Origin of the sequence: Streptomyces sp. NPDC050418, from assembly GCF_044458745.1 — a bacterium.
Classification (GTDB): domain Bacteria; phylum Actinomycetota; class Actinomycetes; order Streptomycetales; family Streptomycetaceae; genus Streptomyces.
On the sequence record NZ_JBITIG010000007.1, the window covers coordinates 240327 to 260403 of the forward strand.

Annotated in this window: 18 protein-coding genes; 3 read left to right on the forward strand and 15 right to left on the reverse strand. The window is 71.8% G+C overall.

Annotated elements, in window-relative coordinates; all coding sequences use genetic code 11:
• Positions 1-30 precede the first annotated feature (30 nt).
• Entirely contained in the window at positions 31-942 is a 912-nt protein-coding gene (locus ACIBI4_RS18860; RefSeq protein ID WP_399205038.1) for an ATP-binding cassette domain-containing protein, read from the forward strand.
• The gene (locus ACIBI4_RS18865; RefSeq protein ID WP_399205039.1) at positions 939-2549 is read left to right on the forward strand and encodes an ABC transporter permease; all 1611 of its coding nucleotides are present in this window, start codon (positions 939-941) and stop codon (positions 2547-2549) included. Before ACIBI4_RS18860 ends, ACIBI4_RS18865 begins: the two co-directional genes overlap by 4 nt.
• 22 nt (positions 2550-2571) lie before the next feature.
• On the opposite strand, the gene ACIBI4_RS18870 is transcribed toward ACIBI4_RS18865, so the two are convergent.
• From ACIBI4_RS18870 to ACIBI4_RS18910, 9 genes are all read right to left on the reverse strand, one after another.
• Positions 2572-3786, reverse strand: a complete 1215-nt coding sequence (locus ACIBI4_RS18870; protein ID WP_399205040.1) for a cytochrome P450 — start codon at positions 3784-3786, stop codon at positions 2572-2574.
• 65 nt (positions 3787-3851) lie between these two features.
• Positions 3852-4526: a response regulator gene (locus ACIBI4_RS18875; RefSeq protein ID WP_399205041.1), complete on the reverse strand. Its 675-nt coding sequence runs from the start codon at positions 4524-4526 to the stop codon at positions 3852-3854.
• On the reverse strand, positions 4523-5905 hold the full coding sequence (locus ACIBI4_RS18880) for a sensor histidine kinase (protein WP_399205042.1): 1383 nt from the start codon (positions 5903-5905) through the stop codon (positions 4523-4525). Before ACIBI4_RS18880 ends, ACIBI4_RS18875 begins: the two co-directional genes overlap by 4 nt.
• Positions 5906-6050: 145 nt before the next feature.
• Positions 6051-7253 (reverse strand): NAD(P)/FAD-dependent oxidoreductase, encoded by a 1203-nt coding sequence (locus tag ACIBI4_RS18885; protein ID WP_399205043.1) that lies wholly within the window; start codon positions 7251-7253, stop codon positions 6051-6053.
• 142 nt (positions 7254-7395) lie between these two features.
• Positions 7396-8343: an RNA polymerase sigma-70 factor gene (locus tag ACIBI4_RS18890; protein ID WP_399205044.1), complete on the reverse strand. Its 948-nt coding sequence runs from the start codon at positions 8341-8343 to the stop codon at positions 7396-7398.
• Positions 8344-8421: 78 nt separating this feature from the next.
• Positions 8422-9300 (reverse strand): alpha/beta hydrolase family protein, encoded by an 879-nt coding sequence (locus ACIBI4_RS18895; RefSeq protein WP_399205045.1) that lies wholly within the window; start codon positions 9298-9300, stop codon positions 8422-8424.
• Positions 9301-9559: 259 nt separating this feature from the next.
• A complete protein-coding gene (gene kynU, locus ACIBI4_RS18900) occupies positions 9560-10777 on the reverse strand; it encodes a kynureninase (protein ID WP_399205046.1) in 1218 nt (405 codons plus the stop codon).
• Entirely contained in the window at positions 10770-11621 is an 852-nt protein-coding gene (locus ACIBI4_RS18905; protein ID WP_399205047.1) for a tryptophan 2,3-dioxygenase family protein, read from the reverse strand. The genes kynU and ACIBI4_RS18905 overlap by 8 nt, the downstream gene beginning before the upstream one ends.
• A gap of 126 nt (positions 11622-11747) precedes the next feature.
• Positions 11748-13262: a hypothetical protein gene (locus ACIBI4_RS18910; protein WP_399205048.1), complete on the reverse strand. Its 1515-nt coding sequence runs from the start codon at positions 13260-13262 to the stop codon at positions 11748-11750.
• A 63-nt stretch (positions 13263-13325) separates the two neighbouring features.
• On the opposite strand from ACIBI4_RS18910, the gene ACIBI4_RS18915 reads away from it, so the two are divergent.
• On the forward strand, positions 13326-13739 hold the full coding sequence (locus ACIBI4_RS18915) for a DUF3151 domain-containing protein (protein ID WP_399205049.1): 414 nt from the start codon (positions 13326-13328) through the stop codon (positions 13737-13739).
• Between the two features lie 98 nt (positions 13740-13837).
• On the opposite strand, the gene fbaA is transcribed toward ACIBI4_RS18915, so the two are convergent.
• From fbaA to ACIBI4_RS18945, 6 genes are all read right to left on the reverse strand, one after another.
• A complete protein-coding gene (gene fbaA / locus ACIBI4_RS18920) occupies positions 13838-14860 on the reverse strand; it encodes a class II fructose-bisphosphate aldolase (RefSeq protein WP_399205050.1) in 1023 nt (340 codons plus the stop codon).
• Positions 14861-15062: 202 nt separating this feature from the next.
• Positions 15063-15611, reverse strand: a complete 549-nt coding sequence (gene pyrE / locus ACIBI4_RS18925; protein ID WP_399205051.1) for an orotate phosphoribosyltransferase — start codon at positions 15609-15611, stop codon at positions 15063-15065.
• Positions 15612-15645: 34 nt separating this feature from the next.
• Positions 15646-16443, reverse strand: a complete 798-nt coding sequence (locus ACIBI4_RS18930; protein ID WP_399205052.1) for an aldose 1-epimerase — start codon at positions 16441-16443, stop codon at positions 15646-15648.
• Positions 16444-16552: 109 nt separating this feature from the next.
• A complete protein-coding gene (locus ACIBI4_RS18935; RefSeq protein WP_399205053.1) occupies positions 16553-17524 on the reverse strand; it encodes an SRPBCC domain-containing protein in 972 nt (323 codons plus the stop codon).
• Positions 17525-17616: 92 nt separating this feature from the next.
• Positions 17617-19251, reverse strand: a complete 1635-nt coding sequence (locus ACIBI4_RS18940) for a polyamine aminopropyltransferase (RefSeq protein ID WP_399205054.1) — start codon at positions 19249-19251, stop codon at positions 17617-17619.
• Positions 19252-19355: 104 nt separating this feature from the next.
• Positions 19356-19883: a DUF2617 family protein gene (locus ACIBI4_RS18945; protein WP_399205055.1), complete on the reverse strand. Its 528-nt coding sequence runs from the start codon at positions 19881-19883 to the stop codon at positions 19356-19358.
• Positions 19884-20077: the final 194 nt, after the last annotated feature.

The window sequence follows — 20077 nt, forward strand, 5'->3', positions numbered from 1 at the left end:
AATTCGTGAACTTACCGTACGTTCAAAAGCATGACGAAGGCAATCACCGTCTCCGGACTGCACAAGTCGTTCGGCAAGACACATGCGCTGGACGGTCTCGACCTCGACGTCGAAACCGGCGAGGTCCACGGCTTCCTCGGCCCGAACGGTGCCGGGAAGTCCACGACCATCCGCGTCCTGCTCGGCCTCCTGCGCGCCGACTCCGGCGCCGCCCAGCTCCTGGGCAAGGACCCGTGGAACGACGCGGTGGAGCTGCACCGCCGTATCGCCTACGTCCCCGGTGATGTGACCCTGTGGCGCAACCTCAGCGGCGGCGAGGTCATCGACCTGTACGGCAGGCTGCGCGGAGGACTCGACAAGGCGCGGCGCGCGAGCCTGATCGAGCGGTTCGAGCTCGACCCGACCAAGAAGGGCCGTACGTACTCCAAGGGCAACCGCCAGAAGGTCGCCCTCGTCGCGGCCTTCGCCTCCGACGTCGATCTGCTGATCCTCGACGAGCCGACCTCCGGACTCGACCCCCTCATGGAGGAGGTCTTCCAGGTGTGCGTGCGCGAGGAGCAGGCGCGCGGCCGGACCGTGCTCCTGTCGAGCCACATCCTCAGCGAGGTCGAGGAGCTCTGCGACCGGGTGAGCATCATCCGCAAGGGAGCGGCCGTCGAGACCGGCTCGCTCGCGGACCTGCGCCATCTGACCCGTACCGCCGTGTCCGCCGAACTCGCGGGCGCGCCCAACGGGTTGTCACAGCTCCCGGGCGTCCACGATCTCGACATCCAGGGCCACCGGGTCCGCCTCCAGGTCGACTCGGACAAGCTCGACGCGGTGCTCAAGTCGCTCGCGGAGTCCGGCGTACGGACGCTGACGAGCACGCCGCCCACCCTGGAAGAGCTGTTCATGCGGCACTACCAGGACGATGTCCGCAGCGAAGAGGCGATGGCGCGATGACTGCGGTGACTGCGGACTTCGCGCCGCGAACCGGCGGCAACCGCCATCTCGCGGGCACCGGCACGCTGTTGCGGCTCGCCCTGCGCCGCGACCGGATCATGCTGCCCCTGTGGGTGCTCGCCATCGGCGGCACCACGGCGAGCGCCGCGGGCTCGCTCGGCTCGGTCTACAACACGCCCGAGGAGCGCGCGAACGTCGTCACCTCGATGGCGACGAACAGTTCGCTGCGTTCGCTGTACGGGCCCGTCTTCGACGACTCGCTCGGGGCGCTGGTCTCCTGGCGGTACGTGGCGTTCATGGGCGCGTTCGCCGCGGTGATGAGCCTGCTCATCGTCGTCCGGCACACGCGCGAGGAGGAGGAGACCGGGCGGCAGGAGATGCTGTCGTCCGCGATGGTGGGGCGGCGGGCACCGCTGACCGCCGCGCTCCTCGTGGCGCTGACCGCCAACGCCGGGATCGCGCTCCTGACGACGCTCGGGCTCGCGGGCGAAGGCGCCGCCGGCGCGCTGGCCCTTGGGCTCGCGATCGGCGGGGTCGGCATGGTCTTCGCGACCATGGCGGCCGTCATGGCCCAGCTCACCGAGACCGCACGGCTCGCGAAGGGCCTCACCGCGGCTGTCCTGGGCCTCGCATGGGCACTGAAGGCGGCGGGCGACGCGGCCTCGACGGACGGTTCGCACGTTCTGACCTGGCTCTCCCCGATCGGCTGGGCCGAGAACCTGCGCGCCTTCGCGGGTGAACGCTGGTGGGTGGTGCTGCTGTTCGCGGCCGTGATCGTGATCCAGGGCGCGGTCGCGTACAACCTCGCGGGCCGCCGCGACGTCGGCATGAGCTTCCTGCCGGCCCGTCCCGGTCCGGCGAACGGCCGCCTCTCCACGGCCACTTCGCTGGCCTGGCGGCTGCAGAAGGGCTCGCTGCTCGGCTGGGGCATCGGCTTCCTGCTCGCGGGCCTGATGTTCGGCTCGATGACGGACGGCGCATCGGATCTCGTCGGCGACAACGAGAACACCCGCGAGATCCTGGAGCGCATGGGCGGCCAGACCGGCGTCACCAACTCCTTCCTCGCCGCGATGACCGGCATGCTCGCGATGCTCGCCGCGCTGTACATCGTCCAGTCGGTGCTCCGCCTCAACGGCGAGGAGACCTCGCAGCGCGCGGAGCCGATCCTCGCGGGCGCGGTCGGCCGGATCCAGTGGGCGATGGGCCATCTGTACGTGGCGTTCGGCGGCGCGGCCGTGATCATGCTGCTCGGCGGGCTCGGCCTCGCGGCCGGCTACGGGCAGGACTACGGGCCGATCCTCGGCGCGGTCCTCGTGCAGACCGTGGCGGTCTGGCTGCTCGGCTCGTTCGCGGTCCTCGTGTACGGCTTCCTGCCGCGGGCGGCGGCCCTCGGCTGGGCGTACGCGGGCCTCTCGCTCGGCCTCGGCTGGCTGGGCGCGGCGCTGAACCTGCCGTCGGCGGTGATGAACCTGTCGCCCTTCGAGCATCTGCCGAAGCTGCCCGGCAACGAGATGCTGTGGACGCCGGTCCTCATCCAGCTCGCGCTCGCCGCGGCGTTCACGGTGGCGGGGCTCGTGGGGCTGCGGCGCAGGGATCTGCAGACCTGAGCCCTCGGGCCGGGGCGCGGCCTCAGACCTCGACCGGAAGGCTCGCCAGCCCTCTGATCACGAACCCGTCCTTGCGCTGCGGCTCCCCCACGAGCCGCAGCGCAGGCGCCTGCCGGAGCAACTGGCCGAAGGACGCGGCGAGTTCGACACGGGCCAGCGGGGCGCCCAGGCAGTAGTGGATGCCGGCGCCGAGCGAGACGTGCGGGTTGTCCGCCCGTGTGAGGTCGAGGCGGTCCGGGTCGGGGAAGACGGCGGGGTCCCGGTTCGCGGAGCCGAAGAGCAGCGCGACCTCGCTGCCCCGGGGGATCCGGACCTCACCGACCTCGATGTCGTCGAGCACCCAGCGCTCGAAGAGATGGAGCGGGGTGTCGTACCGCAGGATTTCTTCCACAGCTGTGGACAACTTTTCCGGAGCGGGGTCCGCGCGCAGAGCGTCCAGCTGCTCCGGGTTACGGAACAGGGCAAGCCACCCGTTCCCGGTCGTGTTCACCGTCGCCTCATGACCCGCGTTGAGCAGCAGCACACAGGTGGAGATCATCTCCTGCTCGCTGAGCCGCTCCCCGTCCTCGTACGCGGCGATCAGACCGGAGATCAGATCCTCCCCCGGCTCCTTGCGCCGCCCGGCGATCAACTCGCGCAGATACGCGGAGAACTCCAGCGAGGCGGTGACGGCCTTGCGTGCCGTCGCCTCGGAGGGATTCAGCTCGTACATCCCGCAGATGTCCGCCGACCACGGCCGCAGCAAGTACCGGTCGTTCTCCGGGATTCCCAGCATCTGGGCGATCACGGCGACGGGCAGCGGTTCGGCGAGCTCCGCCACCAGATCCCCACCGCCGTTCGCCACGATCCGCGCCACGAGCGTGGCGGCCAGCTCCTCGACGTACGGCTGGAGTTCGCGCACCGTACCCGGCGTGAAGGCTTTCGAGACGAGCCGTCGGATCCGGGGATGCCGCGGCGCCTCCAGGTCGAGCAGCCCGTTGTCGTTGAGCGTGTGGAAGGGCTCGTGTCCGGGCGGGGGCGAGGTGCGGCCGAACTCCTCGTGCGTGAACCGGTGCAGATACGTGCGCCCGAGCCGTCGGTCCCTGAGCAGGGCGGACACATCCGCGTGGTGCGGGATCAGCCACTGCCGCGAGGGCTCGAACCACAACGCCCGTCCGGTGGCACGGAGTTCGGCGTAGGCGGGGTAGGGGTCGGCGGCGAAGCCGGGGGACGACGGGGCGAAGGCGGACGGTGTCATACGGCGACTCTAAGGAGCCGCGCACCCGCAGGTCACGGCCCGCGCGCCACCGGCCGCACACTCCCTCACCCCGGCGTCACCAACCGCGCCTCATACGCGAACACCGCCGCCTGCGTGCGGTCCCTGAGGCCGAGCTTCACCAGGATGCGGGAGACGTGGGTCTTGATGGTGGATTCGGCGACGACGAGGTGGTCGGCGATCTCCGCGTTCGACAGGCCCTGGGCGATGAGGACCAGGACCTCCGTCTCGCGTTCCGTGAGGTCGCCGATCTGGTCCTGGGCCGGGGCCTTGAGGCCGCTCGTCGCGCCGATCCGCGAGAACTCCACGATGAGCCGCTTCGTGACGGTCGGCGCGAGCAGGGCCTCGCCCGCCGCCACCACCCGTACACCTTCGGCGAGTTGACGCGCGGAGGCGTCCTTGAGCAGGAAGCCCGACGCTCCCGCCCGCAGCGCCTCGTACACGTACTCGTCGAGGTCGAAGGTGGTCAGGACCAGGACCTTCGTGGCGGCGTCGGACGCGACGATCTCGCGGGTGGCCTCGATGCCGTTCATCTCCGGCATGCGGATGTCCATCAGGACGACGTCCGGCCGGAGTTCGGCGACGCGCGCGATGGCCTCGCGGCCGTTGACCGCCTCGCCGACCACCTCGATGTCCGGCATCGCGTTGAGGAGGACGGAGAAGCCCTCGCGGACCATCATCTGGTCGTCGACGATGACGACCCGGATACCGCCGCCGCTCATGCGCTCTCCTCCGCGGGCTCCTGGTCGGTGGGCGCGACCGGCAGGAACACGCTCACCTCGTAGCCGCCGTCCGCGCTCTCGCCGGCGGTCATCGCCCCGCCCAGCATGGCCACCCGCTCGCGCATCCCCGTGAGGCCGTGCCCCGCGCCGGGTGACGTCTTGATCAGTCCGGTCGCCGGGCCGTTGACGATCCGCAGACCCAATCCGCCGAGCACGTACGACACTTCCACCTTGGCCTGCGCGCCCGGCGCGTGCCGCAGAGTGTTGCTGAGGGCCTCCTGCACGATGCGGTACGCGGACAGCTCCACACCCGGCGGCAGTTCGCGTACGGCCCCCGTCACCGTCTTGTCGACCACGAGTCCGATCTCCCGCACGTTGTGCACGAGCCCGTCGAGATCCGCGAGCGTCGGCTGCGGCGCGTCCGGCGCCTCGTAATCCTCCGCCCGTACGACCCCGAGCACGCGCCGCAGCTCGGTGAGCGCCGCCACCGCGTTCTCGCGGATCGTCGCGAAGGCCTGCTCCAGCTCCGGCGGCGGATTCTCCACGCGGTACGGGGCCGCCTCGGCCTGGATCGCCACGACGCTCATGTGGTGGGCCACGACGTCGTGCAGTTCGCGCGCGATGTTGGTGCGCTCTTCGAGACGGGTGCGCTTGGAACGTTCGGCCTGCGTGTCCACCTCCTTCGCGGCCACCTCGGCCTCCTTGACCGCGACCTCGCGCCGGGCCGTGTTCCAGCCGCCGAAGGCGACGGCGGCCGTGAGGGAGAGCGCGGAGAGGATCACCATGGCGGTCAGGGCGTCGTCGCCGTTGCCCTCGTAGCCGACGACGACACCGGCGAAGGCGAGGGTCAGCAGCCACATCTCGGCCGCCACCCTCGGCCGGCTGCGCAGGGCGACCTGGGTCATCACGACGAGATGGCCGAGGAAGCCGGCGGCCGTCCACGGGAAGGCGCCGTGGACGGCGACACCCCCGATCACCACTCCGAACATGCTGATCCCGAGCGACAGCCAGAACGCCGCGACCGGCCGGGACAGTGTGAGCAGCACGGGCGCGGCGGCGACGAGGCCCTGCAGCAGACCGACGAAGTCGTCGTTGTTCTCCGCGACGCCGAGCAGGAAGACGAACACGGCGGCCAGGACGACGGTCGCGTGCGGCAGCCACCGCCCCCGGTCCCGGAAGCGCCGCGGTATGCGCTTCACCAGGCGGTGGTCGGCGGGCAGCGGAGGCAGAGGCCGGAAGGCGAACGCGCCGGTGAAGAGGTCGGCGCGCAGCGCACCGAGGCCGCCGCGGATGAGCCGGGCCTCGGTGCGTGCGCCACCGTCCTCGGTGCGTGCGCCGCCGTCCGCGGCGCCAGGGGATTCGTGCGCTGTCTGGTTCACGGTGACGACGGTATGCGGCCCCGCGACCTGCGTCGTCACCTGCGGGCCGGATCCTTCGGGGTCCGTCTCAGGTACTACGGGCCGCCGCCCCGCCGACCACGCGGAGAGGGCCGGGACACGAAGTCCCGGCCCTCTCCGGCTCACCTCAGGCAACCGCCGGCGCGAGCTCCCCGGCCTTCACGCGGCGCCCGCGCGACATGACCGTCGCTCCCGGGTTGGCCACACCCCAGGCCGCGCCCTTGCAGATGATCTCCTTGTAGAGCGCCGCGGTACGGCCCGTGATCGTGCGCTGCGTCGAGACGTCGTCGGCGGTCACGAACTGGATCAGACCGTCCTTGCGGCCCAGCGAGATGCACTGGTTGAAGTAGCGCAGCGGCATCTTCGGCTGCTTGAGGCCCGTCAGGTCCGCGGTGATCGCGTCCGCCGCCTGCCACGCCATCGGGGTGCCCGAGGCGCAGGACATCCGCAGCGCCTTGTCGCCGGCGCCCATCGCGTAGCCCGCGTCGCCGACCGCGTACACCTCCGGGTGCGACACCGAGCGCATCATCCCGTCGACGACGATCTGACCGTTCTCGGTGACCTCGAGTCCGCTGGCCTGCGCGAGCGGGTGGACGGCGAAACCGGTGGTCCAGACGGTGACCTCGGAGGCGATCAGCTCGCCGTCCGCGGTCTTCACCTGGCCCGGCTCCACGGCCGCGACCTGCGTGTTCTCGTACGCCGTGATGCCGAGGCGGCCGAAGACCTTGCGCACGTGCGCCGCGCCCTTGGTGCTCAGCCAGTCGCCGAGCCCGCCACTGGCCGCGAGCGCCACGTCGAGGTCGGGGCGGGTCTCGGCGATCTCGGTGACGGCCTCGATGCCGGTGAGCCCGCCGCCCACGACCAGGACCTTCCGGCCCGGCTCCAGCGTCTCCAGGCGCGAGCGCAGCCGCAGCGCGCCCGGCCGGCTCGCGACCTCGTACGCGTGCTCGGCGACGCCCGGGACGCCGTGGTCGTTCGAGCGGCTGCCCAGCGCGTACACGAGCGAGTCGTACGGGAGGTCCTCCTCGCCCGCCGTGCTCACGACGCGCACGGACCTGCGGTCCACTTCGACGGCGGTCACCTTCGCGAGCTTCATGTCCACGCCCGTACCGGCGAACATCGCGTCGAACGGCCGGTGCTTCAGGTCCTGGCCCGCGGCGAGCTGGTGGTTGCGGACCCGCTCGACGAAGTCCGGCTCGGCGTTGACGAGGGTGATCTCGACGTCGTCGCGGTGCAGCCTCTTGGCGAGGCGGCCCGCCGCGGAGGCCCCGGCGTAACCGGCGCCGAGGACGACGATGCGGTGCTTGCCCTTGCCTGCGGTACCAGTCATGTCCCTGCTCCTGTCGACTCTTCGCTGTCTCTCTTCGCGGTTACGCCCCTTGAACCGGGCAGCCCGCGGATTCCTGACAGGAGAGCGGTGTGACCTGCGCCACAGAGGGTGCGATGGGGTCGGAGCAGGCCGTACGTGCAGGTCAGAACAGGGCGTCGACCAGCGGTTCTCCCCGGTCGGCCGAGGCCCAGACCTCCGTGGCGCGCCCCAGCTTCTCCGGGTTGACCTGACTGCGGACCGCGACAATGCCCTCGTCGGTCTGCTCCAGGCACATGACCCCGTAGACCTTGCCGTCGACCACGACGACCAGGGCCGGGGAGCCGTTGGCCGTGGAGGCGTAGACCGAGGCCGTACCGCCGAGCATCCTGCGCTTGACGTCGGCCGGCTTGAACAGGCCGCGCAGGAACTTCGCCACCGCGACCGCCCCCTCGAACGGCGTGGCCTTCGCCGGCACATGCCCGCCGCCGTCGCCGACCGCGATGGCATCGGAAGTCAGCAGCTTCACCAGCGGTTCGGTCTGCCCGCTGGTCGCCGCCGCGAGGAACTCCTCGACGATCCGCTTCGCCGCCGCCTCGTCGATCTCGGCACGCGCCTTGCCCTGCGCGATGTGCTTCCTGGCCCGGCTGAACGTCTGCTGGCTGGCCGCCTCGCTGATGTCGAGGATCTCCGCGATCTCCCGGTGCCCGTACGCGAAGGCCTCCTTGAGCACGTACACCGCGCGCTCGTTCGGCGAGAGCCGCTCCATCAGCGTCAGGACGGCGTACGAGACCGACTCGCGCTGCTCGGCCGTGTCGGCCGGGCCCAGCATCGGGTCGCCTTCGAGGAGCGGTTCGGGCAGCCACTGGCCGACATAGGTCTCGCGGCGGGCGCGGGCGGAGGTCAGCTGGTTGAGGCAGAGGTTGGTGAGCACCTTGGTCAGCCAGGCCTCGGGGACCTCGATCCGCTCGACATCGGCCGCCTGCCAGCGCAGATACGTCTCCTGCACGAGGTCCTCGGCCTCGCCCGACGAGCCGAGCATGCGGTAGGCGATGGCTTCGAGACGGGGGCGGGCGGCCTCGAAACGGTCCACGTCGGTCAGCGTCAGGGGCATGTCCGCATCGTAGCGAGCGGGGTGCGGGGCGGCCCGCTCGGCTGCGGCAGCCCTGGCGGGCCGCGCCCAGATGCCGCCCTAGAACGCCAGCTGGGCGATCTCCTCGGCGACGACCGCGGAAGCGTCGGCGGCCGGGTCGATCAGCGGGAAGTGCCCGATGCCTTCGAGCAGCGTCAGACCGACGACCTCCCCCGCCTTCGCGGCGGCGTCCGCGTACGCCTCTGCGACGGTGTACGGGACGTCGGTGTCCTCGCGGCCTTGGACCAGGACGGTGGCGATGCCCGTCGGAAGCAGCCGGGCAGGGTCGGACAGAAGAGCCCGCTCCTCGAACTTGCCCTCGCCTCCCAGAAGTTGAGTGGTCGCGTCGCCGCACACCTTCAGCTCGCGCGCCCGCTCGAAGTCGGCGATCGGGGCGAGGGCCACGACGCCGCGCAGATGCGTGGGATACGGGGCGTGCCACGGGCTGTCCTCGGGCAGAACATGCCGGGACGCGGCCCACAGCGCGAGCTGGCCGCCCGCGGAGTGGCCGGTCAGGACGGTGCGCCTCGGATCGGCCTGCGGCAGATGCTCCCGTACGAGGGCGGGGAGGGCGTCGAGGGCGGCGGCCACGTCGTCGAAGGTCTCCGGCCACCGTCCCGCGACGGGACCGCTCCCGCCCTGCGCGGGGATCGAACTCCCCCTGCGGTACTCGATGTTGGCGACGGCGAAGCCCTGGCGGGCGAGGAAGTCCGCGAGCGGGGTGATGTGCTTGCGGTCGTACGGGGTGCGCCAGGCGCCGCCGTGGAAGAGGGCGACGAGGGGTGTGCTGTGGGCTCCTTCGCCCCTGGGGGCGTAGAAGTCCACGACCTGGTCCGGGTGTTCGCCGTACGCGGCCGTTCCGTCCGGTTCGACCGGCGGGTGCGAGAACGCCGAGTGTTCTTCTGCGGCGGCTCGGGCTGCGCGCGGGTCGTCGGACATTGGGGGGCCTTTCGGAGGGTTGCTGTTGTGGCGCGTTCGTGGTGGTGCGGATGGCTCGATTTTTCCCCAACCCCGCCCCTTCCCGAAACCGGGGGCTCCGCCCCCGGACCCCCGTATCGCGCCTTAAGGGCGCTCGTCCTCAAACGCCGGACGGGCTGAATTTTCAGCCCGTCCGGCGTTTGAGGACATCCGAACGAAGTTCGGATCCGGGGTCTGGGGCGAAGCCCCAGTTTCGGGAAGGGGCGGGGTGGGGGGAAAGCTAAAGGACCTCAGCCAACACCCGAGCCGCACGCTCCACGTCCCCGAACCCCAGATACAGCGGCGTGAACCCGAAGCGCAGGACATCCGGCGCACGGAAGTCCCCGACGACACCCCGGGCGATCAGCTCAGCCATGACCGCAGACGCGTCGTCGCACTGCAGAGCCACCTGACTGCCCCGCTCCTCATGAGCGAGCGGGGTCAGAACAGACACCCGCCCCGACGGCACATACGACGAAACGCACTCCAGGAAGAAGTCCGTCAGGGCAAGGGACTTCGACCGCACCGCCTCCACCGACACCCCGGACCACACCGAAAGCGCCGCCTCCAGCGCCGCCATCGACAGGATGTCCGGCGTCCCGACGCGCCCGCGCCGAGCCCCGTCCACGGGAACGAACTCCGGCCGCATCCCGAAAGGTTCGGCATGCGAGTTCCACCCGGGCAGCGGCGAGTCGAACAACGCCTGGTGGCGCGCGGCCACGTACAGGTACGCGGGCGAACCGGGCCCGCCGTTCAGGTACTTGTACGTGCAGCCGACCGCCAGATCGACCCCATGCGCATCGAGCCCGACCGGCAGCGCACCCGCGCTGTGGCACAGGTCCCAGACGACGAGCGCCCCCGCCGCCTGCACCGCAGAGGTCAGCGCGGGCAGATCGGCCAGCCGCCCCGACCGGTAGTCCACATGGTTGACGAGCACGACCGCCGTCCGCGGCCCCACCGCCGAAGCCATCTCCTCGACCGGAACGGGCCGCACCGTGCACCCTGTCATCCGGGCCGCCGACGAGGCGATGTACCCGTCCGTCGGGAAGGTCGCCGCGTCCACGAGGATCTCGTCCCGCCCGGCCCCGGCGAGCCGCACCCCGCCGACCACGGCCTTGAACACGTTGACCGAGGTCGAGTCGCCGACCACGATCTGCCCGGGCGCCGCGCCCACGAGCGGCGCGATCAGGTCACCGATCCGCTCGGGCGCCTCCCACCACCCGGACTCCGTCCACGACCGGATCCGCAGCTGCCCCCACTCGCGCGCGATCACGTCCGCGACATGCGCGGGCACGGCGGCGGGCAGGGCGCCGAGCGAGTTGCCGTCCAGGTACACGGCCGCGTCGTCGGGCTCCTGGTCCGGCGCGGCGTCGAGCACGAACTGCTCGCGTATCTTGCCCAGTTCATCGGCCGCGTCCAGTTCCGCGGCCCGTATCGCGAGCGAGGTCGGCTCAGACATAGGACCGCGCCGTCCACAGCTCGGGGAAAACGTTCTTGCGGGCGCGCTTCTCCAGCCAGGCCACACCCGCCGACCCGCCCGTCCCGGTCTTCGACCCCATCGCGCGGCGCGTCGCCACGAGGTGATCGTTGCGCCAGCGCCACACCAGCTCGCCGACATCGGTCAACGCCTCGCCGAGCCGGACCAGTTCACCGTCCTGGTCGCCGCCGTACACCTCGGCCCACACGGCCTCGACCTCGGCCGAGGGCTCGTACTTCTGCGAGAGGTCGCGGTCGAGGACGGCCTGCGGGACCGCGTATCCGCGGCGGGCGAGCAGCTGCAGCACCTCGTCGTAGAGCGAGGGCTCGTGCAGGGCCTTCTCCAGCTCCATGTGGACGCGCGGCGCACCCCGGTGCGGGACGAGCATCGAGGCGGACTTGTCGCCGAGCAGGAACTCCATGCGCCGGTACATCGCCGACTGGAAGCCGGAGCCCTCGCCGAGAGCGGCGCGGTAGGAGTTGAACTGTGCGGGGGTGAGGCCGATGAGCGGCGTCCAGGACGCGTTCAGCGCTTCGAGTTCCCGTACGGAACGCTTCAGGGCGTCCTTCGCGACGGTCAGCTCGTCGTCGCGGATCGCCCGGGCTGCGGTCTCCCACTCGTGCACGATCACGGTGAACCAGAGTTCCATGACCTGCGTGGTCACCAGGAAGACCATTTCCCCGGGATCGTCCGAGAGGGTCTTCTGCAGGTGGGTGAGGACGTCGGCCTGGACGTAGTCCTCGTACGGCGTGGTGCCGGCGAAGTCGAGATGCGGGGTCTCCGGGGTGTCCGGGACGGCTGCCGCCTCTGCGGTCTCGTGGGACATCACTGTCTCCTCGGTACTTCGGGTAGCGGTCCGCCCCTGCCGATGCCGGCACGGGGGCCCCGGTCCCCACCGGCATCCTCCGCAATCCTCCCCCGTATCGGCAAGGGCTGCCTGGTCACAGCCGTCTCACGGGCTCTGTGCACCCGGCCTGACCAGCACGGTCCAGCCGCTCGTGTACGTATCCGGCACAGGGTGCCGCTCCCATCCGGCGGCCCACGGCGGCGGCTCGCGGCGCAGCAGCACGAGGGCGTCGGGGACGTGCGGCTCCTTGGTGGCGCGGCAGCCCGCGGTGTACGCGACGGGCTGCAGCTGAGCGTTCCCGCCGAGCACGCACGGCGCCCGCACCCTTTCGCCGGCGACCACCCGCGCGACCCGCTCCCAGTCACTGCGCGCCCGCTCCTGGATTGCCCCATGCCGCTGCAGCACGAGCAGCTGCCCGGCGGCATGGACCCCGAGGACGGCAAGGACGACGGCCCGTTTCGTACGGGATCCCCGCACCCACTCCCACACGGCAAGCACCCCCAGCCCGGCGGGCAGGGCGAGCAGTGCGTACGCGGGGAAGAGGAAGCGGGGCGCGGCGTAGGGCACGAGGACGAAGTACGGGGCGGCGGCGCAGGTGGCGGTGGTGAGGATGAGAGGGAGGGGGAGGGGGGAGGTGGGGCGGGCGGGCACGGCCCCTCCGTCGCCACCCGTCCCCCACTCGCGCTCGCGCTCCCGCTCGCGCTCCCGCTCCCGCTCCCGCTCCCGCTCCCGCCGAGCCCACACCACCCCCGCCACCCCGAGCCCGACGAGCACCACCCACACCGCCACCCCTGGCGGACTCACCTCGTCCCCGTCGCACGGGCGGCACAGGAGGCGGCCGTCGAGGGCCGCGAGGTGGGCGCGGAGCGAGAGCACCGGGCGCAGGCCGCCCTGGATCTCGCTCGCCGCCTCGATCCGCGCCCCCACACCCCCGTACCGCAGCCGCGCCTCCACCACCCAGGGCAGGAGTCCGGCCGCCACACCGCCGACGACCGCGAGGGCCGCCCCGCGCCACCGCCACCACGCCGCGGCGCCCGCGAGTGAAAGCCCCACCCACACGCCGTCGTTGGGCCGCATCAGCGTGGCCGTCGCGAGACCGAGCACGATCCCCGCGTACGGCCCGGCGCGCGAACCACCGAGCGACCCGGCACCGACACCGATACCGGCACCGGCACCCCCACCCCCAGGCCGCACCAGCAGCCACCCGCTCGCCGCCAGCGCCCCCATCGCCGTGTAGTGGTTGGGCATCGCGTGCCCGGCGTAGAACAGGACGCTCCACACGCCCGCGTACACCCCGGCCGCCGCCGGCACCGCACGCGCGGGCCGCAGCACCCGCAGCCAGGGCAGGAATCCCAGGTACAGCGCGCCCGCCCACAGCGCGAGCAGCCACAGCCGCAGCAGCACCACCGAGTCGCTCCACAGCGCGACGGGCGCGATCAGGAGCGGGACGCCCCGCGTGCGCGGTGCGCTGAACGCGACGTCCAGGCCGTCCGCGTACGAGGGGAAGCGGGTCGCGTAGACGAGCTCGTCCCAGCCGAGCGGCAGCCCCCAGGGCATCAGGAGCACGGACACGGCGGCCCCGCCCACGGCGACCGCGGCGAGTGCGCGACGGACCGGCATGGGCGCCTCCCTCGTCGTCCCCGAGGAAACCACCCGCCGGGACCGGGTGACAGACTTGCGGCCATGGACACCCACAAGAACCTGCTCGGCGGCCCCGGCCCGACCCTTCTGGCGGAGAACGAGGCCGCGAAGGCCCTCGTCGCCACGGCGAGCCCGGCCGAGGCGGCCGCCGCGCACCCCACGTACTCCCTGGCCTGGGCGCTGCTCGCGGACGAGGCCTTCGCGGGCGGCCGGACCATCGAGTCGTACGCGTACGCCCGCACCGGCTACCACCGCGGCCTCGACGCCCTGCGCCGCTCCGGCTGGAAGGGCCACGGCCCGGTCCCGTGGAGCCACGAGGCCAACCGCGGCTTCCTGCGCTGCCTGGCCGCCCTGGCCCGCGCGGCCGGCGCGATCGACGAGAAGGACGAGCACGAGCGCTGCCTGCAGTTCCTGCGCGACAGCAGCGAAGAGGCGTACGACCAGCTGATGGTCTGAGCCCACGGCATGACGAAGGGCCCGGGTCCCGTACGACGGTACGGAATCCGGGCCCTTCGACTTGCTTGCTTCGGGCCCGAGTTGAGCGGGCCGGAGCCTTACTTCAGCTTCGTGCCCGCCGAACGCAGCGCCTGGCAAGCCTCCAGGACACGGGCGGCCATGCCCGCCTCGGCGGCCTTGCCCCAGGTGCGCGGGTCGTAGGTCTTCTTCGAGCCGACCTCGCCGTCGACCTTCAGGACGCCGTCGTAGTTCTTGAACATGTGGTCGGCGACCGGGCGCGTGAACGCGTACTGCGTGTCCGTGTCCAGGTTCTGCTTCACGACGCCGTACTCAAGGGCGGTGTGGATCTCCTCCAGCGTGGAGCCCGAGCCGCCGTGGAAGACGAAGTCGAACGGGGAGGTCTTGCCGTACTTGGCGCCGACACCCGCCTGCAGCTCCTTGAGCAGCTCGGGCTTGAGGACGACGTTGCCCGGCTTGTAGACGCCGTGCACGTTGCCGAACGAGGCGGCGAGCAGGTAGCGGCCCTTCTCGCCCAGGCCCAGGGCCTCGGCGGTACGGATCGCGTCGTCGACCGTCGTGTACAGCTCGTCGTTGATCTCGTGGCTGACGCCGTCCTCCTCGCCACCGGTCGGGGTGATCTCGACCTCGAGGATGATCTTCGCGGCGGCGGCCTTGGCGAGCAGCTCCTGCCCGATGGCCAGGTTGTCCGCGAGGGTCTCGGCGGAGCCGTCCCACATATGACTCTGGAAAAGAGGTGCCTCGCCGCGGGCCACGCGCTCGGCGGAGATGTCCAGGAGCGGGCGGACGTAGGTGTCCAGCTTGTCCTTGGGGCAGTGGTCCGTGTGCAGCGCGACGGTGATGTCGTACTTCTTCGCGACGACGTGCGCGAACTCGGCGAGCGCGACCGCGCCCGTGACCATGTCCTTGTTGTGCTGGCCGCCCAGGAACTCGGCACCGCCGGTCGAGATCTGGACGATGCCGTCGCTCTCCGCCTCCGCGAAGCCGCGCAGGGCAGCGTGCAGCGTCTGAGAGGAGGTCACGTTGATGGCCGGGTAGGCGAACTTGCCTGCCTTCGCCCGGTCGAGCATCTCGTTGTAGACCTCGGGGGTTGCGATGGGCATCTGTCCGCTCCTTGATGTACGCGGTGTGGGTGCTTGGCGTCCCGGGCGGTCGGACCGCCCGGAACCCCTCACTGAGGGGATGACGTCATCGTCGCCCCTATCCTTCCAGACTTACGGGATTGCTCCAGTCCACGGGGAGACGCGAAACGGGGGACCAAAGTCCCCCGTTTCATGGCGTTCGTCCCCGCGGGCCGCAGGGCGCTCAGGCGAGGCCGAGCTCGTCCTTGCCGAACGCGAAGAGATACGGCACCCCGGCGCCGTCCTGGATCTTCTCGGCGGCACCCGTGGCGCGGTCCACGATGGTGGCCACGCCGACGACCTCGGCGCCCGCCTCGCGTACGGCCTGAACGGCCTCGAGCGGGGAGCCGCCGGTGGTCGAGGTGTCCTCGACGACCAGGACACGGCGGCCCTTGATCTCCGGGCCCTCGACGCGGCGCTGCAGACCGTGCGCCTTCGCGGCTTTGCGCACCACGAACGCGTCGAGCCTGCGGCCGCGCGCGGCGGCGGCGTGCAGCATCGAGGCGGCGACCGGGTCGGCGCCCATGGTCAGACCGCCGACGGCGTCGAAGTCCAGCTCGTCGGTGAGGTCGAGCAGGACCTGGCCGACCAGCGGGGCGGCCTCGCCGTCGAGGGTGATGCGGCGCAGGTCGACGTAGTAGTCGGCCTCGATGCCGGAGGAAAGCGTCACCTTGCCGTGCACGACGGCCTTGTCCTTGATCTGCTGCAGCAGCTCGCCGCGTACGTCACTCATGGGGCCAGGGTATCGGGGCGTCCGCCGGGCCCGTTCAGAGACGCCGCCAGCTCCACGTCGTCGACGCCTCCAGCGGATCGATGGGCGTGACCAGGCGCGGGTGCGTGTTCAGACCGTTCGGCGGACCGGTCTGGGGCTCGACGCAGACGCCGTCGGGCTGGTGGTCGTAGACGACGACCCACTGCTCACGGCTCTTGACCCGCAGCTCCAGCTCGTCGGCCCACGTGACCGTCACATCGACACCGTTCGGCATGCCGAAGCAGTCGTCCCACGGGCTCGGCTGCGGGTCGATGCGCTTGCCGGTCGGCAGATAGTTCTCGCCGCGCTCCTCCTGCCACGCCGCGTCGAAGGCGATCTCCGCCTCCGCGCCGCCCTCGCGCAGGTGCCGCTTGAACCAGGGGTGCCAGCCGATCTGCGCGGGGAAGGACTCCCCGTACGTCTCGACGCCCATCGTGACGGTCACCTTGTCCCCGGACAGCGAGAAGATCTGCGTGACGCGGCCGTCCCACGGCCAGGGATCGGTCAGGTCGTACGTGAACACCGCCTCGTCCGCCGAGGAGCGGACCAGCTTCCAGGGCTTGTCGCGCACGGTGCCGTGGATCGCGTGCGGGGGGTCGGTGATGGGCAGCTGGTAGGTCTGCCCGCCGCTGAGGAACCGTCCGTTCTCGGTACGGCCGCACCACGGCACCATCGGAAAGCTGCCGTAGTGGTCGCCCTGCCGCAGCACTTCGGTGCCGTCGATCCGCAGCGAACCGATCCGGCAGCCGTTGCCGCCCTGCACGGTGAGCTCCGCGGGGCCGGCGGTCAGCGTGATGTCGTCCTTTGTCGTCACCCTTCGACCCTAGCCGTGCGGGTGGGGGTGCGGCTCGGTGTGGTGGGTACGGGCGGGCGGGGGCCGCTCTTGCCGTGGTGGCCGCTTGTGGTGGCCCTTGTGCCCGTGGCTACTTGCGGCGGCGCAGGACCCGGCTCACGACGATGGCCGAGGCCACGGCCAGCGCGGCCGCGGGGGCGACCCAGCGCAAGGTGTCGGAGGCGGTGGTGCTGTCCGGCGCGGGCATCGGGGCGTACCGGCCGCGCGGCGGGGCGTGGTCGACCTCCTCGGCGCTGCGCCCGATCATCGTCCGCCGCGCGTGCGCCGCCTCACTCGGCACGTCCCCGAACACCTCGTCCACCTCGTCCACGAGCGCCTCGTCGAAGGCGGGGTCGAGGGAGGGCGGGGGGATCTCGGCGTCGTAGATGGAGGCGGGGGGTTCTTCGGGGTCGGCCCCGGCCCTGGCTTCGGCTTCGGCTTCGGCTTCGGCTTCGGCTTCGGCTTCGGCTTCGGCTTCGGCGAGAGGGTTCTCGGCTTCGGCGAGGGGTTCTTCGTCTGGTTCCGCTGCCGCTGCGGCTTCCGCGTCGGCCGGAGCGTCTTGTGCGGCCGCCTCTTCGGCAACGGGTTCCCCGACCGGAGGCTTCTCGGCCAGAGCAGAAGCCTCCGCGGCCTGCCCCTCCGCTCCCGCCACTTCCCCCAACCGCTCCGCGAACCGTGTCAGCAACCGGCGCGCGGTCGACTGGATCGCGGTGTCGTCCGCCTCCGCCGCCCGCCCCTCGGCCTTCGCGCCGCCGCTGAACGCCAGCGTCGTACCGCCGTCGGCCGCCACCAGGCGCAGTTTCAGGGCGAGTTGGACGGATCCGGAGCCGCGCACCTCCGAGGCGTCGCCCTCGATCGCGTACGCACCGCCGCGCTTGGCGACCTTCGCGGAGCCGCGGTACGTGATGGTGTGACCGCCGATCCGCACCTTGAGGCGCCCTTCGAGCGGCCCGCCGTCGGCCGCGCGCTGCAGCCCGGGCACGGACCGGGCGACCTGACCGGGGTCCCCCAGCGCGCGCCGCAGTTCCGCTTCGGACACCGGGACGAACACCTCGAGCTCCATGCCTCGCGAGCCTACCGGGGTGGTTCGTACGGGGGCAGTGGTTCTGAGCGTTCGGGTGCAGCAGCCCGGACAGCGGCCTCCGGGGCACCGCCTCAGTAGCGCGGATGCACCAGCGTGGACGGCCCCACGTCCACCCGGGTCCGCTCCACCCTCCGCGCCCCCGCCTCCAGCACCCCCAGGGTCAGCGACCGGTACCGGTAGCCGTCGTCGAGCCCGAGCCCCGGCTTGGTGTGGCCGGCCAGGACGAAGCCCCAGCCCTGGGGGGCCTGCCGCCCCGCCGACCCCCGGTCGGGCCCGGCGGCGAAGCCCGCGAGCCGGCCGTCCACCCCGTACCGCACGGTCCGCAGCCCGGCCGCGCGCACGCTCGCGTCCACCGTCCAGAACGTCCGCGGCCGGGTGCGAGCCGATCCCGCGTGCACCGCGAACCGTCCGTCGGGCGCGAGCAGCCGGCCGGTGAGGCCGAAGAATTCCTGCGAGTAGAGCTTGGTGGACGCGGTGATCCCGGGGTCGGGCAGGTCGGAGATCACCACGTCGTACGCGGAGCCCGCGGCCGGGACCCCGGCGCCGGACGCGGGTGCCGTACGCAGCCACTGGAACGCGTCCGCGTGCACCACCCGCACCCGGGGATCCGCGAACGCCCCCTTGTTCAGCGCGACGAGCGCGGGATCGCGGCGCGCCAACGCGACGACCTCCGCGTCGAGTTCGACCACGTCGACCTGCCGCACCCCGGAGTGCCGCAGCACCTCCCGTAACGCCAGACCGTCCCCGCCGCCGAGAATCAGCACCCGGCCGTGCGGCCCCGCCATCGCGGGCTGGACCAGCGCCTCGTGGTACCGGTGCTCGTCGCGGCCGCTGACGCGCAGCCTGCCGTCGAGGTACAGGTTGAGCGGGCCGCCGACGGGGCCGGTGAGGACGACCTCCTGGACCTCGGTCTGGACGGCGACCCGCACCCCGGGCCCGTACACCGCGCGCCGTGCCGCCCGCTCGAAGTCGTCGACGAGGATCGCGGCGGCGGCGAGGAGCGCGAGCACCCCGACGTTCACGATGACGAGGAGCCTGCGGCTGCGGCGGCTCAGGTCGTGCCGGAAGAGCCAGAGCACCAGGCCGCCGCCCGCGATCACATTGACCGCACCGGTCAGGAGCGCACCCGTCAACTGCCCGAAGACCGGCAGGAGAAGGAAGGGGAACGCGAGCCCGCCGACCAGCGCCCCCACATAGTCCGCGGCGAACAGATCGGCGACCGCACCGCCCGCGTCCTGGCGGCGGATGCGCTGGATCAGCGTCATCAGGAGGGGGACCTCGGCGCCGATGAGGACGCCGATCGCCAGCGAGAACGCCACGAGCAGGGCGCGCGCCTCGCCGCCCCAGACGAAGCCCGCGTACAACGCCATCGCACTGCAGCCGCCGACGAGCGCGAGCACCGCCTCGACCATGCCGAAACCGGCCGCGGCGCGGCAGCGCAGCCGCTTGGCCGCGAGCGAGCCGAGGCCCATCGCGAAGACCATGACGGACAGGACGACGGAGACCTGCGTGACCGAGTCCCCGATCAAGTACGACCCCAGGGCCACCAGTTCGAGTTCGTAGACGAGACCGCAGGCCGCGCAGATGAAGACGCCCAGGAGCACCAGGAACCGTCCGGTGCGCACGGACACGGGCAGCCGGGCACCGGCCACTGCCTCCCGGGGCGCGGGGACGCCGGGAGCTGTGGGCACGGACGGTTCGATCACGCTCCGAACGCTACGTCACGACCGGTGGACAGCCTGTCACCCACAAGGCTTAACTCGCAGGTCGGAGGTTGAGCGCGGAGAGGGCCCCGCGGGGAGCCCCTTTCTCACACCGCGGCGGGCTGCCGCACCCCGACACGCGTCCGGGTCGCGACCAACTGCCCTTCCTGCGGATACGCGTGCCACGTGCGCCAGTGCACCTGCGACGGATGGTCCGGGCGGCGCTGCACCAGCATCGCGGTGAACGCGTGCGGGCTGCCAGGGAAGACGCCCGCGAGCCCGTTGGGATGGTCGGAGACCAGCGCGATCAGCTCCTGCGCGCGCCCGGCGAACGAGCCGCGCGAGAGCGTCTCGACGCGCGCGGCGAACTCGTACTCCCAGTCCCCCACCCGCTTCGCGACCCCCAGCGGCAGCGGGGTGCTGCTGCCCGGCATACAGGCCACGGTCTCCGAGCAGGTGCCCTCCGCCTGGTCGAGGAGCACTTGGTGGGAGGCGCCGAGCAGCCGTAACTGCACCTTGGCGTCCGCCAGTTCGAGATCGAGGACCGCGAGCGCCGGCAGCGGCTCGCGGCCGAGCGCCCAGGCGAGGTCGGCCGCGCGCGTGTCGGTGTAGGAGGTCTGGAGGGTCGTGAGCATGGGTCGGCTCCGCAAACACGCAGTGGGAGGGAGGGCGGACCTGGCACTTGGGCCGGCATGGGGGCTTGGCTCTTGCGGTCCGGGCTGCGTCAACAGGGGAAAGGGAATCATGAAGGGGCGCGCCACCACAGCGTTTTTACCCAACTTCGTCGGGTTTCCATCCCCCCGAGGGCCCCACAGTTCAACTGTTCTCC

Bases quoted from the DNA above. Each gene is read 5' to 3' on its own strand.
- ACIBI4_RS18870 (WP_399205040.1), bottom strand. From the start codon at position 3,786: ATGACACCGTCCGCCTTCGCCCCGTCGTCCCCCGGCTTCGCCGCCGAC.
- ACIBI4_RS18945 (WP_399205055.1), bottom strand. From the start codon at position 19,883: ATGCTCACGACCCTCCAGACCTCCTACACCGACACGCGCGCGGCCGAC.
- ACIBI4_RS18875 (WP_399205041.1), bottom strand. From the start codon at position 4,526: ATGAGCGGCGGCGGTATCCGGGTCGTCATCGTCGACGACCAGATGATG.
- pyrE (WP_399205051.1), bottom strand. From the start codon at position 15,611: ATGAGTGACGTACGCGGCGAGCTGCTGCAGCAGATCAAGGACAAGGCC.
- fbaA (WP_399205050.1), bottom strand. From the start codon at position 14,860: ATGCCCATCGCAACCCCCGAGGTCTACAACGAGATGCTCGACCGGGCG.
- ACIBI4_RS18885 (WP_399205043.1), bottom strand. From the start codon at position 7,253: ATGACTGGTACCGCAGGCAAGGGCAAGCACCGCATCGTCGTCCTCGGC.
- ACIBI4_RS18905 (WP_399205047.1), bottom strand. From the start codon at position 11,621: ATGTCCCACGAGACCGCAGAGGCGGCAGCCGTCCCGGACACCCCGGAG.
- ACIBI4_RS18890 (WP_399205044.1), bottom strand. From the start codon at position 8,343: ATGCCCCTGACGCTGACCGACGTGGACCGTTTCGAGGCCGCCCGCCCC.
- ACIBI4_RS18935 (WP_399205053.1), bottom strand. From the start codon at position 17,524: ATGGAGCTCGAGGTGTTCGTCCCGGTGTCCGAAGCGGAACTGCGGCGC.
- ACIBI4_RS18915 (WP_399205049.1), top strand. From the start codon at position 13,326: ATGGACACCCACAAGAACCTGCTCGGCGGCCCCGGCCCGACCCTTCTG.
- ACIBI4_RS18910 (WP_399205048.1), bottom strand. From the start codon at position 13,262: ATGCCGGTCCGTCGCGCACTCGCCGCGGTCGCCGTGGGCGGGGCCGCC.
- ACIBI4_RS18860 (WP_399205038.1), top strand. From the start codon at position 31: ATGACGAAGGCAATCACCGTCTCCGGACTGCACAAGTCGTTCGGCAAG.
- kynU (WP_399205046.1), bottom strand. From the start codon at position 10,777: ATGTCTGAGCCGACCTCGCTCGCGATACGGGCCGCGGAACTGGACGCG.
- ACIBI4_RS18865 (WP_399205039.1), top strand. From the start codon at position 939: ATGACTGCGGTGACTGCGGACTTCGCGCCGCGAACCGGCGGCAACCGC.
- ACIBI4_RS18895 (WP_399205045.1), bottom strand. From the start codon at position 9,300: ATGTCCGACGACCCGCGCGCAGCCCGAGCCGCCGCAGAAGAACACTCG.